The organism is Streptomyces sp. NPDC014733, from assembly GCF_043083385.1.
Classification (GTDB): Bacteria; Actinomycetota; Actinomycetes; order Streptomycetales; family Streptomycetaceae; genus Streptomyces.
In genome coordinates, this window is sequence record NZ_JBIBYO010000001.1 from 379,330 (window position 1) to 395,077 (window position 15,748).

At 74.0% G+C, this 15,748-nt stretch carries 17 protein-coding genes; 9 read left to right on the plus strand and 8 right to left on the minus strand.

The window, feature by feature from the left end; all coding sequences use genetic code 11:
- Positions 1 to 13: 13 nt before the first annotated feature.
- Together ACF1BH_RS01655 and ACF1BH_RS01660 are read right to left on the minus strand one after the other, a co-directional pair.
- Entirely contained in the window at positions 14 to 1,423 is a 1,410-nt protein-coding gene (locus ACF1BH_RS01655; protein WP_391640380.1) for a DUF3152 domain-containing protein, read from the minus strand.
- 6 nt (positions 1,424 to 1,429) lie between these two features.
- Positions 1,430 to 2,434: an alpha/beta fold hydrolase gene (locus ACF1BH_RS01660; protein WP_391640381.1), complete on the minus strand. Its 1,005-nt coding sequence runs from the start codon at positions 2,432 to 2,434 to the stop codon at positions 1,430 to 1,432.
- 190 nt (positions 2,435 to 2,624) lie between these two features.
- On the opposite strand from ACF1BH_RS01660, the gene ACF1BH_RS01665 reads away from it, so the two are divergent.
- The 4 genes from ACF1BH_RS01665 to ACF1BH_RS01680 all read left to right on the plus strand — a co-directional run bounded on the left by ACF1BH_RS01665 (position 2,625) and on the right by ACF1BH_RS01680 (position 4,593).
- A complete protein-coding gene (locus ACF1BH_RS01665; RefSeq protein ID WP_391640382.1) occupies positions 2,625 to 2,840 on the plus strand; it encodes a hypothetical protein in 216 nt (71 codons plus the stop codon).
- A gap of 148 nt (positions 2,841 to 2,988) precedes the next feature.
- A complete protein-coding gene (locus tag ACF1BH_RS01670; protein ID WP_345086477.1) occupies positions 2,989 to 3,630 on the plus strand; it encodes a TetR/AcrR family transcriptional regulator in 642 nt (213 codons plus the stop codon).
- Between the two features lie 118 nt (positions 3,631 to 3,748).
- A complete protein-coding gene (locus ACF1BH_RS01675) occupies positions 3,749 to 3,976 on the plus strand; it encodes a DUF3107 domain-containing protein (protein WP_227050846.1) in 228 nt (75 codons plus the stop codon).
- Between the two features lie 347 nt (positions 3,977 to 4,323).
- A complete protein-coding gene (locus ACF1BH_RS01680; RefSeq protein WP_391640383.1) occupies positions 4,324 to 4,593 on the plus strand; it encodes a hypothetical protein in 270 nt (89 codons plus the stop codon).
- A gap of 104 nt (positions 4,594 to 4,697) precedes the next feature.
- Here ACF1BH_RS01680 and ACF1BH_RS01685 read toward each other — a convergent pair whose 3' ends face one another.
- Entirely contained in the window at positions 4,698 to 5,435 is a 738-nt protein-coding gene (locus ACF1BH_RS01685; protein WP_391640384.1) for a ferritin-like fold-containing protein, read from the minus strand.
- A gap of 326 nt (positions 5,436 to 5,761) precedes the next feature.
- Here ACF1BH_RS01685 and ACF1BH_RS01690 point away from each other — a divergent pair, with 326 nt between their 5' ends.
- The 3 genes from ACF1BH_RS01690 to ACF1BH_RS01700 all read left to right on the plus strand — a co-directional run bounded on the left by ACF1BH_RS01690 (position 5,762) and on the right by ACF1BH_RS01700 (position 9,367).
- Positions 5,762 to 7,924 carry a DEAD/DEAH box helicase gene (locus tag ACF1BH_RS01690; protein ID WP_391640984.1) on the plus strand — a complete coding sequence of 721 codons (2,163 nt, stop codon included), beginning with the start codon at positions 5,762 to 5,764 and terminating at the stop codon, positions 7,922 to 7,924.
- A 155-nt stretch (positions 7,925 to 8,079) separates the two neighbouring features.
- A complete protein-coding gene (locus ACF1BH_RS01695) occupies positions 8,080 to 8,931 on the plus strand; it encodes an alpha/beta fold hydrolase (protein WP_391640385.1) in 852 nt (283 codons plus the stop codon).
- A 280-nt stretch (positions 8,932 to 9,211) separates the two neighbouring features.
- Positions 9,212 to 9,367, plus strand: a complete 156-nt coding sequence (locus tag ACF1BH_RS01700) for a hypothetical protein (protein WP_169750032.1) — start codon at positions 9,212 to 9,214, stop codon at positions 9,365 to 9,367.
- 83 nt (positions 9,368 to 9,450) lie between these two features.
- Here the strand turns inward: ACF1BH_RS01700 and ACF1BH_RS01705 are convergent, their stop codons facing one another.
- The 4 genes from ACF1BH_RS01705 to ACF1BH_RS01720 all read right to left on the minus strand — a co-directional run bounded on the left by ACF1BH_RS01705 (position 9,451) and on the right by ACF1BH_RS01720 (position 12,561).
- Positions 9,451 to 10,056 (minus strand): MarC family protein, encoded by a 606-nt coding sequence (locus ACF1BH_RS01705; RefSeq protein ID WP_030287231.1) that lies wholly within the window; start codon positions 10,054 to 10,056, stop codon positions 9,451 to 9,453.
- A gap of 127 nt (positions 10,057 to 10,183) precedes the next feature.
- Entirely contained in the window at positions 10,184 to 11,038 is an 855-nt protein-coding gene (locus ACF1BH_RS01710; protein WP_391640386.1) for a PHP domain-containing protein, read from the minus strand.
- A gap of 143 nt (positions 11,039 to 11,181) precedes the next feature.
- On the minus strand, positions 11,182 to 11,820 hold the full coding sequence (locus ACF1BH_RS01715; protein WP_391640387.1) for a DUF6758 family protein: 639 nt from the start codon (positions 11,818 to 11,820) through the stop codon (positions 11,182 to 11,184).
- A 123-nt stretch (positions 11,821 to 11,943) separates the two neighbouring features.
- Positions 11,944 to 12,561, minus strand: coding sequence for a suppressor of fused domain protein (locus ACF1BH_RS01720; RefSeq protein WP_391640388.1), 618 nt, complete (start codon positions 12,559 to 12,561; stop codon positions 11,944 to 11,946).
- Positions 12,562 to 13,132: 571 nt separating this feature from the next.
- On the opposite strand from ACF1BH_RS01720, the gene ACF1BH_RS01725 reads away from it, so the two are divergent.
- Positions 13,133 to 14,245 (plus strand): magnesium and cobalt transport protein CorA, encoded by a 1,113-nt coding sequence (locus ACF1BH_RS01725; RefSeq protein WP_391640389.1) that lies wholly within the window; start codon positions 13,133 to 13,135, stop codon positions 14,243 to 14,245.
- A 46-nt stretch (positions 14,246 to 14,291) separates the two neighbouring features.
- Positions 14,292 to 14,831, plus strand: coding sequence for a hypothetical protein (locus ACF1BH_RS01730; RefSeq protein ID WP_391640390.1), 540 nt, complete (start codon positions 14,292 to 14,294; stop codon positions 14,829 to 14,831).
- Between the two features lie 58 nt (positions 14,832 to 14,889).
- Here ACF1BH_RS01730 and ACF1BH_RS01735 read toward each other — a convergent pair whose 3' ends face one another.
- Positions 14,890 to 15,672 (minus strand): hypothetical protein, encoded by a 783-nt coding sequence (locus ACF1BH_RS01735; protein WP_391640391.1) that lies wholly within the window; start codon positions 15,670 to 15,672, stop codon positions 14,890 to 14,892.
- Positions 15,673 to 15,748: the final 76 nt, after the last annotated feature.

Sequence of the window (15,748 nt, forward strand, 5' to 3'; positions counted from 1 at the left end):
CACCCCGCCCCGCTCAGCTACTGCCGGGATACGGCCAGGAGTTGGGGCGGCAGGTGGCGCCGTCCGTCGTCAGGAACTTCGTCTGCTGCATCATCACCGGCGCGAGCGCCCCGGAACGCGAGCAGACCTCGTGGTTGCGGCCGAGCCGGTGGCCGACCTCGTGGTTGATGAGCATCTGGCGGTAGGCGTACATCTTGTCCGGCCCGTACGTCTTCGCGCCCTGCGCCCAGCGGTACGCGTTGATCATCACGCGCGGGGTCGCCGCCGAGTCGCACGAGACGTTGTCCTCGGAGGTGTCCAGCCCCGACTTGGCGCACCACTCGTCGGTGGTGCCGGGACTGGCCAGCGTGATGACGAAGTCGGCGTCACCGGAGGCCACCCGCTCGAAGGTCCGGGTGCCGCCGTGCGCCCAACTCCGGTCGTCGTTGAGGGTCTTGTGCACCGCATCCGCGAACAGCTCGCCGTCCAGCGGCAGCCCGGTCTCCATGTCGACGCGGTAGCGGACGACATGCCCGCGGCCGGGCGCCTTCGCGGCGCCGCCGACCGGCGTGAACTTCCCGGAGGCGGTCAGCTTCGCATCGAGCGGGAACGGCTCGGCCATCCGCTGCGCGTACGAGGCGGGCTTGGCGTCCTGCGGCCGGTCCGCGGAGCGCGAGGCGCCCTCGTCCAGCGGGTCGGTACGGTCGGGCCCGCCGCCCGAGTTGGTGGTGGCGTCCGACCGCTGCTCGGCGACCTGACCGGCCACCACCACGGCGAGCACGGTGGTCACCGCGGCGGCCGCGACACCGGTGAAGGTCCGGCCCAGTCCGCCCTTCTTCGCGGCGGCGGACGGCGGCGCGTCCGGCCCGCCGGCCACGCCCGGCGCTCCGGTACCGGCGGGGGCTCCGCCGTCCGCCGGCTCCGTCTCCCGCGCGAAGACCACGGAACGGCCGGTCTCCGCCGGTCCGTGCGGGAACGCCCCGGCGCCCGGCCCGTCGAGGACGTCCAGCGCGTCGAACGCCTCCAGATACTCCCGCCGCGGCCCCGCGCCGGGGCGGACCTCGGCGGTGGCCGGGTCGGGCAGCCGCATGTCCGGCTCGGCGGCCGCGCGCGGCCGCGGCACCCGGGGCCCGGCGGCGGACGGCCGGGACGCGGCGCGGCGGACGGCGGGCGGGCCGGGCGCCGAGGCTCCCGGCACCGACGGCGGCAGCCCCCAGCCGCCGCCCGGCTCCCGCTGCTCGGGATGGCCGCCGCGCACGCCCTCGCGCGCGGGGCCCGGGTGGGCGGCGCCGCGCGGACGGGCGGCGGACTCCGCCGGGTGCGGGTGCTCACCGTCGCCCGGTCCGCGCCGGCGGCGTCCGGTGCCCGGCCCTTCCGCGTGCGGCAGCGCCGTCTCCGTCGTGTCGTGCCCGTCGTGTGCCGCGCCTCGACTGTGCCGTCCCACGCTCCGTCAGCTCCTGCCCGTACCGGCCGCCGCCGTGTCGTCGATCAGTTCCCGGATGGCCCGCGCCACCGTCCGCGGGTACTCCATCATCGCCACGTGCCCGGCCTCGGGCAGCGTCATCAGCCGCGCCCCGCGGAACGCGGCGGCGGCCCGCCGCGCCATCCGGTACGAGACGAGTTGGTCGCGCCCACCGTAGACGAGGAGCGTCGGCGCCAGCACCCGTTCCGCCTGACGCCACAGATTGTGCTGCCCGCCGAGGGTGTACGCATTGACCAGTCCGCGGGCCGAGCGCTCCATCACCTCCTGGAAATACGGGAGTTCGAGCCGCCTGGTGTACTCGTCGACGGCGTCGCGGAAACCCTCGGGGGTGACGTTGCGCGGGTCGCCGTAGCAGAGCGCCAGCATGCCGCGGGTGCGCTGCTCGGGCGTCCAGTCGCGGGTGAGGCGGGCGAAGAGGCGGGCCGTGCCGGGCACCGCGAGCAGCGCCGTGGGGATCGCCGTCCGCTGCGGCCGCAGCTCCGGCAGGGCCGGGGAGATCAGCGTCAGGGTGCGGACGAGATCGGGCCGGGCGGCGGCGACCCGCGTCGCGGCGGCGCCGCCCATGGAGTTGCCGACGAGGTGGACCGGGCCGCGCCCGGCCGCGTCCAGATACCGGATGACGGCCCGGGCCTGGGCGGCGACCGAGTAGCTGCCGTCGTCGGGCGGCGGGGCCTCGCCGAAACCGGGCAGATCGAGCGCCTCGCCGTCGACCCGGTCGGCGAGCAGCGGCATCAGCGCCGACCAGTTCCGCGAGGAGCCGCCGAGCCCGTGGACGTAGAGCGCGGACTCCCGCTCCGCCTCCGCGCCGGGGCCGGACCCCGGTGGCGCCGCCGGGGTGCGCACGCCGAGCGTCAGCCCGCTGAGCGGCACCAGCCGCAGCGTCTCGGCCTCCTGCGACCCGGGCCGCCCCGGACCACCGGGCGGCACCGGAAGAGCTGCGGTCCGGGTGTCGGGCGACTCGGTCGAAGACATGCCGTCGATGTTACGAGATGATCACGCGCGTACCGATGTGTTCGCCGTCACACACCGCATCGCGCTGCCGCGCCCGCTCTCCTAGGCTCGATACGAAGGGGGCACCGGCCCGCCCGCGGCCGGGATCCGAACCGCCCGGCCCGGGGCGAGGAAGGCGCAGCGGCCCCAAGACTCCTAGAGAGGGAGCACCATGCCGGTCGATCCGAGCGACCCGGACACCTTCGACGACGAGAACGGCACCACCTTCTCCGACGAGGCCCCGGAGGCCGACGCGCAGGAACAGCGCGCGGACGTCGCGCCCCACCGCGACGAGACGCTGTCCGGTACCGACCTCGACGCCGCGAACGAGGCGGACCGCGCCGAACAGTCCCGCGTCGTGGAACTCAACGAAGACGAATACCGATGACCTGGGGTGTTATGTCACCTTCCCACAAGGGCGCGGACCGGATTTTCTCAGCTCCGACCGCCCACAGCCCGGTTACCCAAAAGTACGATGGCGGGCGCGGTGTGCCACCTTGCGTACGCCGCGTACGGAACGACTTCTGGGAGGCAGCGTGAGCGCCATCGAGCAGACCGAGGCGGCTCGCCCGCGGGGCACACGCCTGCCGCGCCGAGCACGGCGCAACCAGCTTCTGGGTGCGGCACAGGAAGTGTTCGTCGCGCAGGGCTACCACTCCGCGGCGATGGACGACATCGCCGAGCGGGCAGGCGTCAGCAAGCCGGTGCTCTACCAGCACTTCCCGGGCAAGCTGGACCTCTACCTCGCCCTCCTCGACCAGCACTGCGAGGCGCTGCTGCACTCCGTGCGCACCGCGCTGGCGTCGACGACCGACAACAAGCAGCGCGTCGCGGCGACGATGGACGCCTACTTCGCCTACGTCGAGGACCCGGGCGGCGCGTTCCGGCTGGTCTTCGAGTCGGACCTGACCAACGAGCCGGCGGTCCGCGAGCGGGTCGACAAGGTCTCGCTGGAGTGCGCCGAGGCGATCTGCGAGGTGATCGCCGAGGACACCGGTCTCTCGCGCGACGAGTCGATGCTGCTGGCCGTGGGCCTGGGCGGCGTCTCGCAGGTGGTGGCGCGGTACTGGCTGGCGGCCGACAGCAAGGTCCCGCGGGACACCGCGGTGGGCCTGCTGACCTCTCTCGCGTGGAAGGGCATCGCGGGTTTCCCGCTGCACGGCATCGATCCGCACTGACCGTGTTCGCTCCCGGCGTGCCCCGGGGGCGCCCTGCACCTTCCCGTACCGGGCTAATGTGTGCTGCGTACGGCGCGGCTGGCCGCGCACCCAACTGACCGTCGGAGGGACATCAGCCGTGGAGGTCAAGATCGGCGTGCAGCACGCGCCCCGCGAGATCGTGCTCGAGAGCGCGCAGTCTGCCGAAGAGGTGGAGGGCGCCGTCGCGGACGCCCTGGGCGGCAAGTCGCCGCTGCTGAGCCTGGTGGACGAGCACGGCCGCAAGGTCCTGGTCCCGTCGGACCGGCTCGCCTATGTGGAGATCGGCGAGCAGTCGGTCCGCAAGGTCGGCTTCGGCGCGCTCTGACCCCTGGGCGCCGCAGCGGCGCCCGAGGCAACCGTCCACGGCGGCCGGGATCCCGATCCCGGCCGCCGTCGGCGTTCTCCGGGACGTGCCCCGGCGGTCCCGGCCCGCTCCTCCCCCGCTTTCCGGGCCCTCCGGTTCCCCTTCCGTTTGCCGTCCCCTCCCCGGCCCGGCCCGCTCCCCCGGCCGGAACGGCTCCCCCCTCCACCGCCACGTCCTCCCCCTTCCCTCGCGTTCGGCGGAACGGAGGCATGAGGGTTGCTGAGCGTGGCTGATGGGTAACACCGCCTACGACCGATTTGTTCGTCCGGTCGGTCCGGTCGTCAGCCGTAACGCGGGAGGGAACACGCATGATCTGGGAAGCTCTGGGCGCCGTCGCGATCGGTCTCGCTCTCTCCTTCACTGCCACCCGCCGACTGCCGGAACGGTTCCCCGTCCGCTCCCTGGCGCTCGCCACCGGCCCGGTCGCCGCGCTCCTCGGCGCGCTGCTGACGCGCTCGATCCTCGGCCCCGGCCACCCCGTCCAGACGCTCGCCGCGGCCGTCGCCGTCGGCGCCGCGCTCCTCTCGGTACTGATCCGCCCGGACCGCGGCGCCCTGCACGGCTCGGCGCCCGCCTGAGGGGTGCCCCAAGGCGCACGGGACAGCCCGGAGACACCCGAACGGCGCGGCCCCGGACCACTTGGGTCCGGGGCCGCGCCGTCGTCCTGTCCGCGGTGCGCCGCCTACGCCGCCAGGCCCAGGGCCGCCATCCGCTTGGTGTGCGCCTCGGTGATCCGGGAGAACATCCGGCCGACCTCGGCCAGGTCGAAGCCGTCGGCGACGCCGCCGACCAGCATCGTCGAGAGCGCGTCGCGGTCCGCGACCACCCGCTGCGCCTGCGACAGCGCCTCACCCATCAGCCGCCGCGCCCACAGCGCCAGCCGCCCGCCGACCCGCGGGTCCGCCTCGATCGCGGCGCGCACCTTCTCGACCGCGAAGGTGGCGTGGCCGGTGTCGTCCAGGACGGTCAGCACCAGGTCGCGGGTGTCGGTGTCCAGCCGGGCGGCGACCTCGCGGTAGAAGTCGCTGGCGATCGAGTCGCCGACGTACGCCTTGACCAGGCCCTCCAGCCAGTCCGACGGCGCGGTCTGGCGGTGGAACTCGTCCAGCGCGGCGGCGAACGGCTCCATCGCCTCGTTGGGCTCCGCCTCGATGTCGGCCAGGCGCTGCCGCAACCGCTCGAAGTGGTGGAACTCCGCCGACGCCATCTTGGCCAGTTCGGCCTTGTCGTCCATGGTCGGCGCGAGCTTCGAGTCCTCCGCGAGCCGCTCGAAGGCGGACAGCTCGCCGTAGGCGAGGGCGCCCAGCAGGTCGATCACGGCGGCGCGGTAGTGCGGCTCGGCGGAAGCCTCCGGCCAGTTCTGGGCGGCGATCCCGGTCGGTTCCGGCGCGTCGGCGGTGGCGGTGTCTGGCGTCTCCATGACCGGCACAATAGCCGCCGGACGGCCCTCGCAGCGCGGGGCCGCCGCCTCCCGTGGCGCACTCCGGGACCGGCCGGGAGCACGCCCGGTCCGCGGCGCGGGCGGCTTGTTCCCTTTCTCACCCGGACAAGCCTTCGGATGTCCCGGTGCATCCGGGGTACAGTGGTAATGCGCCCGCCGAGTATCGGTGGGTCGTTCCACGCATGCGGATGCCCGGTCGGTGGCCCGATCGGCTCCAACCCGACCGCCCTCCCCCGCGGCGCGTACGCGACGTACGCATCAGCAGGAGGGACACCGCTCGCGGCAGGAGTGCCTGAGCGTTGGCAGTGGTCCCGCGCCGCCGGCCTTGCAACCCGGCCCGTACACCCCTTGTACGAAGCGCGGTACGACCCCCTTCGCCGCCTCGTGCCGCGTCTCACAGAAGAGGCAAGATTCTGTCTACGTTCCGAGAGCTCGGGATTTTCCCCGAGACCGCCGAGGCCCTCGAAGCCGTCGGCATCATTTCCCCCTTTCCCATCCAGGAGCTGACGCTCCCCGTCGCCCTCTCCGGCAGCGACGTCATCGGCCAGGCGAAGACCGGCACCGGCAAGACGCTGGGCTTCGGCCTGCCGCTGCTGGAGCGCGTCACCGTCCCCGCCGACGTCGAGGCGGGCCGGGCCACCCCCGAACAGCTGACCGAGGCGCCGCAGGCGCTCGTCGTCGTCCCCACCCGCGAGCTGTGCCAGCAGGTCACCAACGACCTGCTCACCGCCGGCAAGGTGCGGAACGTCCGGGTGCTCGCGATCTACGGCGGCCGCGCGTACGAGCCGCAGGTCGAGGCGTTGCAGAAGGGCGTCGACGTCGTCGTCGGCACCCCGGGCCGACTGCTCGACCTGGCCGGTCAGCGCAAGCTCGACCTCTCGAAGGTCCGCAGCCTGGTGCTGGACGAGGCCGACGAGATGCTGGACCTCGGCTTCCTGCCGGACGTCGAGCGGATCATCCAGCTGCTGCCGGCCAAGCGGCAGACCATGCTGTTCTCGGCCACCATGCCCGGCCAGGTCATCTCGCTGGCGCGCCGCTACATGTCGCAGCCCACGCACATCCGCGCCACCGCGCCGGACGACGAGGGCCAGACCGTCGCCAACACCACCCAGCACGTCTTCCGGGCGCACTCCCTGGACAAGCCGGAGATGGTCGCGCGGATCCTCCAGGCCGAGGGCCGTGGTCTGGCGATGGTGTTCTGCCGGACGAAGCGGACCGCCGCCGACATCGCCGACCAGCTCGCGCGGCGCGGTTTCGCGTCCGGCGCGGTCCACGGCGACCTCGGCCAGGGCGCCCGTGAGCAGGCGCTGCGCGCCTTCCGCAACGGCAAGGTCGACGTCCTGGTCTGCACCGACGTCGCCGCCCGCGGTATCGACGTCGAGGGCGTGACGCACGTCATCAACTACCAGTCCCCCGAGGACGAGAAGACCTACCTGCACCGCATCGGCCGCACCGGCCGCGCGGGCGCCAAGGGCACCGCGGTCACCCTCGTCGACTGGGACGACATCCCGCGCTGGAAGCTGATCAACAAGGCGCTGGACCTGCCGTTCGACGAGCCGGAGGAGACGTACTCCACCTCCCCGCACCTCTACGAGCAGCTGCACATCCCGGCGGGCACCAAGGGCGTGCTGCCCCGCTCGGAGCGGACCCGCGCCGGGCTCGCCGCCGAGGAGGTCGAGGACCTCGGTGAGACCGGCGGCCGCGGTCGCGGCCGGGGCCAGGCCCCGGCGGCCACCGAGCATCCGCAGCGGACCCGTACGCCCCGCCAGCGGCGGCGCACCCGGGGCGGCGCGGCCGTCGACGGCGCCGCGGCCCCGCAGGCGGAGGCCGCGGCGGACACGGCGGAGGGCACCGCGGCCGAGGCCACCGAGCCCCGGCAGCCGCGCCGCCGTCGCCGGACCCGTTCGGGCAGCCGCCCGGCCGAGGCCGTGACGCCGGCCGTGGACGCACAGCCCGCCGCGCCCGTCGCCGAGGAGGCGGAGGCCGCCCCGGCGAAGCCGCGCCGCCGCCGGACGCGGGCCGCAAAGCCCGCCGAGGCGCAGGCCGTGGTGGAGACCGTCGAGGCGCCGGCGGCACCGGTCGCCGAGGAGGCCCCGGCCAAGCCGAAGCGCACCCGCAAGACCGCCGCGGCCAAGGCGGCCGAGGCCGTGGAGACCGCCGAGGGCACCGAGGCCCCCGCCAAGCCGAAGCGCACCCGCAAGACCGCGGCGGCCAAGGCGGCGGAGGCCGTGGAGTCCGCCGAGGGCGCCGAGGCGCCGGCGAAGCCGAAGCGGACGCGGAAGACCGCCGCCAAGGCCGTCGCACCGGAGGCCGCCGCCGAGGAGGCTCCGGCCAAGCCGAAGCGCACCCGTAAGACCGCGGCGGCGAAGGCCGCCGAGTCCGCGGAGGCGGCCGAGGCGCCCGCGAAGCCGGTCCGCCGCCGCACCCGTGCGAAGGCCCCGGCCACCGAGGCAACGCCGGAGAGCTGATCCGCAGCCCCCGTCCGACGGCCCGTTCCCGCCCACCCGGCGGGGGCGGGCCGTCGGCGTCTCCGGGGCCGCCGGGCCCCGCCCACCGGTCGAACACCGGGCCGTGGCGGCCGGTGCGCGGCGGTGGCCCCGGTGCGGGCGGATAGCCTCGGATCATGAGCAGGCCGCCGACACTTTCGCTGCCCCCGTGCGCCAGCGCGTACCGTCTCGTCACCGCGCGCGGGGAGTTCGCCGTGCACGACGCCCGGCCGGAGCGGACGCCGCTCGGCACGGCGCTGCTGGTCCCGGGGTTCACCGGCAGCAAGGAGGACTTCATCGCGCTGCTCGCGCCGCTCGCCGCGGCCGGTTTCCGGGCGGTGGCGGTGGACGGCCGCGGGCAGTACGAGTCCCCCGGCCCGCGCGACCCCGCCGCCTACGGGCAGGGCGCGCTGGCGCAGGACGTGCTGGCGCAGGCCCGGGCGCTGGGCGGCCGGGTGCATCTGCTGGGGCACTCCTGCGGCGGGCTGGTGAGCCGGGCGGCGGTGCTGACCGATCCGGCGCCGTTCCGTTCGCTGACGGTGCTCAGCTCCGGCCCGGCGGCCATCGACCCGGCGCAGCAGACCCGCGTCCGGATGCTGATCGACGCGCTCGGTTCGCTGGACATGGCGGCGGTCTGGCAGGCGATGCGGGCGATGGACCCGCCGGAGGCGGCGGATGCCGGAACGCCGTCGGAGATCGGGGAGTTCCTGCGGCGCCGCTGGCTGGCGACCGTTCCGGAGCAGCTGATCGCCACCGGGCGGCAGATGCTGGAGGAGCCGGACCGGGTAGACGAGCTGGCCGCGGTGCCGCTGCCCAAGCATCTGGTCTCCGGCACGGTGGACTACGCCTGGCCGGTGCCGCTGATCGACAAGATGGCGGTGCGGCTGGCCGCCCGCCGCACGGTCGTCGAGGGCGCGGAGCACTCCCCCAACGCGGAGCGCCCCCTGGAGACCGCCGCCGCGCTGGCCGCCTTCTGGGGCGAGCACTGAGCCGACCGCGCCGGTCCGCCCGCCGGGGCGCGCCCGGTGGCGGCGTGCCCCGGTGGCGGCGTGCCCCGGTCCGCGGCCGGACGTACCGGCGCCCGGGACCTTCCCGCCGGGTCCGGAATCCCTTCCTCACCTGCAAATACTTAGACCATCGAAAAATTTCCTTAGCGTAGGGAATGTTTGCACGGGGCCAGGACGTTGGACACGTAGAAGCTCGGGCAGCGACGCCCGTGCTCGCCATCCATCAGTTCTCCTGCAGGAGGATCAGACGAAGGGAAGCCGTATGCGCTTCGAGATCATGCGCCTGGACGATGTCGACGGCACCGCCGTGGACAGCACCGTCGTGGACGCCGCCTCCGTCAACCGGATCGTGCAGCAGGCCGCCGCAATCGGCCAGCGCATCTACATCCGCCCGGCCGACACCGTCGCCGCCCGGTAACACCGACGCCGCCCCGCGCGGTACGCACGGATGCGCCCCCGTACGGACATGCCGTACGGGGGCGCGACTGCGTCCGGCGCCGGTCAGGCGCCCTGGACGACCTGGGTGACGCCGTTGATGATCTGCTGCACGGCGAGCGCGGAGAGCATCATGCCGGCGAGCCGGGTCACCAGCACCACACCGCCGTCCTTGATGACGCGGATGATCAGCAGCGAGAACCGCATCGCCAGGTAGAGCACGACATGGATCGCGACGATGGCGGTCCACACCGACAGCTGCGCGGTGAAACCGTGGGCGTGCTGGACGGCGAGGATCACCGACACGATCGCCCCGGGCCCGGCCAGCAGCGGCATGCCCAGCGGGACCAGCGCCACGTTGACGTCCTTGGTCTGGGTGGGCTCCTCGGACTTGCCGGTGAGCAGATTCAGCGCGACCAGCAGCAGGAGCAGACCGCCCGCGATCATCAGGGCGGGGGTGCTGATGTGCAGCCGGCCCAGGATCTGGCGGCCGAAGAGCCCGAAGACGGCGATGACGCAGAACGCGACGGTCGCCGCCTGCCAGGCCATCCGGCGCTGGACCTTGGCGGGCCGTCCGGCGGTCAGCCCGAGGAAGATCGGGGTGATCCCGGGGGGATCCATGATGACAAAAAGGGTGACGAAGAGAGTACTGAAGGCAGCGACGTCGAACACGGTGATGGTTGGCCTTGCGGTGGAGGTGGAGCGGAGAGGGATGCGCACCGGCACGGCGGCGCACGGGCGCACCGCACGGACGCGGGCGCCGGGGAGGGAAGGGCCGCCGGACTCCGGCGGCAGGGGCTCAGCCGCCCGCGCCGGGGACGGGGAAGGCGCCGGTGGCCCGGCGCACGATCTCGCCGTAGATCTCCGGGTCGGTGGTGTATTCGCCCAGCTCACAGGTCTTGTGGCTGCCGTGGTAGTCGCTGGAGCCGGTGGTCAGCAGCCCCAGCTCGGCGGCGAGGCCCCGCAGCCGGGCGCGGGTCGGCGCATCGTGGTCCATGTGATCGACCTCGATGCCGTCGAGACCGGCCGCGGCCAGCTCGACGAGGGCGCCCTCGGGCACACAGGCGCCGCGCTTGACGGCGGCGGGGTGCGCGACGACGGCGACGCCGCCCGCCCCCTTGATCAGCCGGAGCGCCTCGAACGGGTCCAGCTCGTGCTTGTCGACGTACGCGCGGCCGTCGTTGGCCAGCCACTGCGAGGTGAACGCGTCGGAGACGGTGGGGACGACGCCCAGGTCGACCATGGCGGTGGCCACGTGCGGCCGCCCCACGGCGCCGTCACCGGCGATGGCGGCGACCTGCTCCCAGGTGATCGGCACGCCCAGCTCGCGGAGCTTGGCGACCATGCCCTGGGCGCGCGGCACCCGGTCGTCGCGGAGCAGTTCCCGCTCGCGGGCGAACGCGGGCTCCCGCGGGTCGAAGAGGTAGGCGAGCATGTGCAGCCCGGTGCCCTCGATCCGGCAGGACAGCTCGGCGCCGGTGACCAGCGTCAGCCCCGCCGGCAGCGCGGCGCGCGCCGCGGCGTGCCCGGCGACGGTGTCGTGGTCGGTCAGCGCGACGACGTCCAGCCCGCGGGCGGCGGCGTGGACGACCAGCTCGGCGGGGGTGTCCGTACCGTCGGACGCGGTGGAGTGGGTGTGCAGATCGATGCGCACGACGCTGAACTCCCCCCTGCGCTACGGGACGGTGACCGGACGGCGCCCCGCGCGGGCGCCGTCGGCGCGCCACAGGGCGTCGCGCCAAGGATACCGGGCCTCGGAAGACCCCCGTCCGCTCCGGGACGTGCCGGGGCCGGGCCTCAGGAGAGCAGCCGCGGGGAGAGCGCCCCGCACGGCAGCAGATCGATCTCGGCGCCCGCCTCCCGCAGATCGGTGAGGACCATCTCGTCGTACATCAGCAGACCGGACTGTTCGGGCCAGACGATCGCCCACAGCCAGAGCCCGCGGGCCTCCCCGGCGAAGACCACGCGGTCGGCCGGGGAGCCCTCGACGTGCCACATCGGGGTGGGGCGGCCGGAGGCGAGGATCTTGGTGTGCGGGGCGGTGTCGACGCGCATGCCGGGGCCCGGGTCCGGACCGTCGATCCCGGCGAAGCGGGCGCCGAGCCCGACGCCCAGCTCCTCGGCGATCAGCAGGAGTTCGCCGGGGCCGCCGAGCGGGCCGGGGCCGGAGCAGGCGACGGCGGTGGCGCGGCCGCCGCTGCGGTCGTCACCGGCGCAGGCCACGCCCGTGTAGAGCCAGCCGACCGGGAGCGGCCAGGGCATCCACACCGGGACCTGTGAGCGGTTCACGACGACGCCGAGCGCCTCGACGCTCGGCGGGACGACCGGCTGGAGCGGCTGCACGGTGCCGTGGACGGCGCACTGCCAGGAGTCGGAGAAGAGACCGGGCGCCCGGACGCGGCCACCGCACTTCGGGCAACTGGGTTCACCCCTCATAGGGATCCACGGTCCTCCAGCCGCGCGGCCGCGTCAAGGACGATCACCCGACCGGTCGGAATGTTCCGCACCCCGGACCGGTGCCCGCCGGGCACCGGCCACCGGCCCCGGTGACGGCCCGCGTCAGGTCAGGTCCGCACCGCCGCGCAGCGGGTCGCGCAGGTCCGTGCCCTGCGCCAGCCACCGCTCCTGGAGCGCCTCCGCACCGTGCACCCGCTTCCACGCCGCCTCGTTGGGCGTCATCGGCAGCAGCGGCAGGAAGCGCACCGGGTCCAGCGGCGCGTCCAGCTCCAGATCCTCGACGAGGCCGCCCGACGCGGCGACCAGGACGGAGGTGAAACCGGCGCCCGGCCAGAGCGGTTCACCGGTGTCCAGCGAGGCGCCCGGCGCCACGACCACGCCCTCGACCTGAGGCGACGCGGCGAGCACGGCGAGCGGCCGCAGCACCTTGTCGATGTCGGCGCGGCCCGGCCGCAGCGTGATCAGCAGCTCGGCGCGGGGACCCGCCACCGGGTCGGCGAAGACCACCGACGGGGGCGCCCCCAGGCCCGGTGCGGCGCCGGACGGGTCGGTCATCGGGTGGGCGGACATCCCGAGCGTCGCGTAGCGGACGACGCCGTCGCCGGCGAAGCGCAGCACCTCGATGCGGTCGGTGCCGAGGAAGGTGACGGCGGCGCGGGCGTCCGGCTCGCCCAGGGCGGTGCGCAGCCGGGCTTCGACCAGAGCGAGAACGTCAGACATGGGGCGAGCATAGAGCGGCCCCGCGCGGCGCCCGGAGGGGCCGTCCGGCAGCCCGGCGGCACGGGCCCGCGCCCGGCGGCGGGCCCGGATGCGGGCACGCCGGAAAACAGCGTGAATCGGCTTCGTATCGAACGGGCAAAGCGGCGCGGTGGTGCCACGGACGGCTGATAGCCTGCCATCTGGTCAGGGAATGACGTCGTCCCCCAACGGGGACCGGCCGGAGGAGGTGGGGCTGCGGTGGATCCGAGTCGACCGTGCAGTACCGATAGTTCTCCTGTCATCCCTCTCGCGCAGCGAATCTTCTGACGCCGAAGGCTTCCGTACCCCGCGGCCCCGCCGCGAAACCTGTGAAGTTCCTGCGCGGCGGACGGAGATGACGGAAGAGCGCCTTCGCCCCTCTGTTCCGTATCTCTCAGCGAATTCCTCGAATTCTCCGCGCGCCGTCAGTGCCCCGGCACGGAACGCTGCCCGCTTTGCGGACGTACGGCCGATGTCGCCTCGTACGTCCACGTTCCGGGTTGCGTTACGCCCCGCGCACGCCGCTGACGGCCGGCCCGTGAAGGAGCTTGCCATGTCGATGATCCGTGACCTGCGCGCCGCCGTCCGTCCCTCCCGCCGCCGTGACGGCGCCGCCCCCTTCGGCTACGAGAAGTCCGCCCCGGCGTGTGTGAACAGCGCCATCGTCGACTGCGCCGTCTACCGCGAGGGCCGCCGGGTGCAGGAGGCATGCACCCCGGCCGAGGCGATGGCGGGCGTCCGGGCCGAGGGCGGTTTCGCCTGGATCGGGCTGCACGAGCCGTCGGAGGCCGAATTCGCCGGTATCGCCGCGGAGTTCGGGCTGCACCCGCTCGCCGTCGAGGACGCCGTCCACGCCCACCAGCGGCCGAAGCTGGAGCGCTACGACGACACCCTCTTCACGGTCTTCAAGACCGTCCACTACGTCGAGCACGCCGAGCTGACCTCGACCAGCGAGGTCGTGGAGACCGGCGAGGTGATGTGCTTCACCGGCCGGGACTTCATCGTCACCGTCCGGCACGGTGGCCAGGGCTCGCTGCGGGCGCTGCGCCACCGCCTCCAGGACGACCCGGAGCTGCTGGCCAAGGGCCCGTCGGCGGTGCTGCACGCCATCGCCGACCAGGTCGTCGACGGGTACATCGCGGTCGCCGGCGCGGTGCAGGACGACATCGACGAGGTGGAGATCGACGTCTTCAGCTCGGGCACCGGCCGGGGCACGACCCGGGGCGGCGACGCCGGGCGGATCTACCAACTCAAGCGTGAGGTCCTGGAGTTCAAGCGGGCCGTGTCGCCGCTGCTGCGGCCGTTGCAGCTGCTGAGCGAGCGGCCGATGCGGCCGGTCGACTCCGACATCCAGAAGTACTTCCGGGACGTCGCCGACCACCTGGCGCGCGTCAACGAGCAGGTCCTCTCCTTCGACGACCTGCTCAACTCCATCCTCCAGGCCAACCTCGCGCAGGCGGCCGTCGCGCAGAACGAGGACATGCGCAAGATCACCTCGTGGGCCGCGATCTTCGCCGTCCCCACGATGATCGCCGGGATCTACGGCATGAACTTCAGCAACATGCCGGAGCTGCACTGGAAGTACGGCTACCCGGCGGTGCTGGTGGCGACCGTCGCGCTCTGCTTCGGCATCCACCGCGGCTTCAAGCGCAACGGCTGGCTCTGACGACGCGGCCGGGGTCGCGCACGGCGGCCCCATTAGGCTGACGGGTATGACATCGACCCCGTCGCAGGCGCTCCAGGACCGCGCGCTCATCGAAGAGGCCACGAAGAAGTCCGGTCTGATCTGGGTACGGGGGACGACCGGCCTGTCCCGGGCGCTGTGGCATCTGTGGGTGGACGGCGCGGCGTGCCTGGTCGGCGACGGCGCGGGCGAACAGCCGCTGGCCGATCTGGGGCTGACCGACGGCACCGTCACGACGGTCATCGTCCGCAGCAAGGACAAGGGCGGCCGTCTCGTGGCCTGGCCGGCGCGTGTGGTGGAGACCGAGCCGGGAAGTGAGGCGTGGCGCACCGCGGTCGACGAACTGAAGGGCAAGCGGCTCAACGCGCCGGACGCGGAGTCGATCCCGGAGCGCTGGGCGGCCGAGTGCCGGGTGCTGCGGCTGGAGCCCGTCGGCGACGCCACGCAGCGCCCCGGCCTGATGCCGGACGACTCCCTCGCCGCCCCGGCGCTGCCCTCCCCCGCGATCACCCTCCGTCCGATGCCGGCGGCGCTGCCCAAGCTGCTGCGCCGGGGGCGCAAGGGCTGAGAGCGGCGGAAGGGGCGCCCCGGCCGGACGGCCGCGCCCCGCCGGGTGGTCGTACCCGTCAGCCCTGCGACGCCGTCGAGACCTGCTTGCCGTAGTCGACGATCTGGTCCCGGGACGGCGGCTTGAGGGAGACGCCCTTGTCCCAGTCGTCGAAGCGCACCGTGCCCGCGTCGCCGCCGCGCTCCAGGCGCAGCGGGTAGGGCGTGCCCTCCAGGGAGACGTCGAGGGTGCCGCCGGAGCCCCCGCCGCCCGCGACGCGAATGGTCTTCACCCCGCCGACGGTGGCGTGGTCACCGGTGGCGAGCGTGCCGCGCAGCGCGAGCAGGCTCGCCAGCAGGGTGTCCTTGTCGGTGAAGCCGCTGAAGCGCTTGTAGACGGGGTCGGTGGCGGGCACCTTGACGTACTTGCCGCCGAGCTTGTCCGCGGCCGAGGCGTCGTTCCCGCCGCCGCCCGCCTTCTCCCCGGCCCAGAACGCGGCGTCCGCCTTGAGGTAGAGCGCGTCGCCGACCCGCAGCAGCGCGAACGTCGACTTACGGGTGGTGAGCCGGCCCTTGGCGCCGGATCCGGTGAGGTGCATGTCCAGCTTGTAGGTGTCGCCCTGGCTGACGAAGCTGCCGGAGAGGCGGACCGTCCCGGCGCTCTGCGCCGCCGCCCGTGCCTTCGCCTCGATCTTCGTGGCGGGCAGCTTGCCGACGCCGTTCGTCCCGGCGTCCGGATCCTCGGCGCAGCCGGCCAGCGCGACGGCCAGCCCCGCGCACACCACCCCCAGGAGCGCCCTCCGCCCCGTGCGACGGGTGACGGCGACGGTTCGGGGGGCCGGTCCCGAGGGGGTTGCACTCACGTCGGCTCTGCCTCCTGCTAGGGGGTGTCTGCTCGGTCTTCGTGGATCAGGTCGCGGTGTCCGGTGCCGGGCGCCA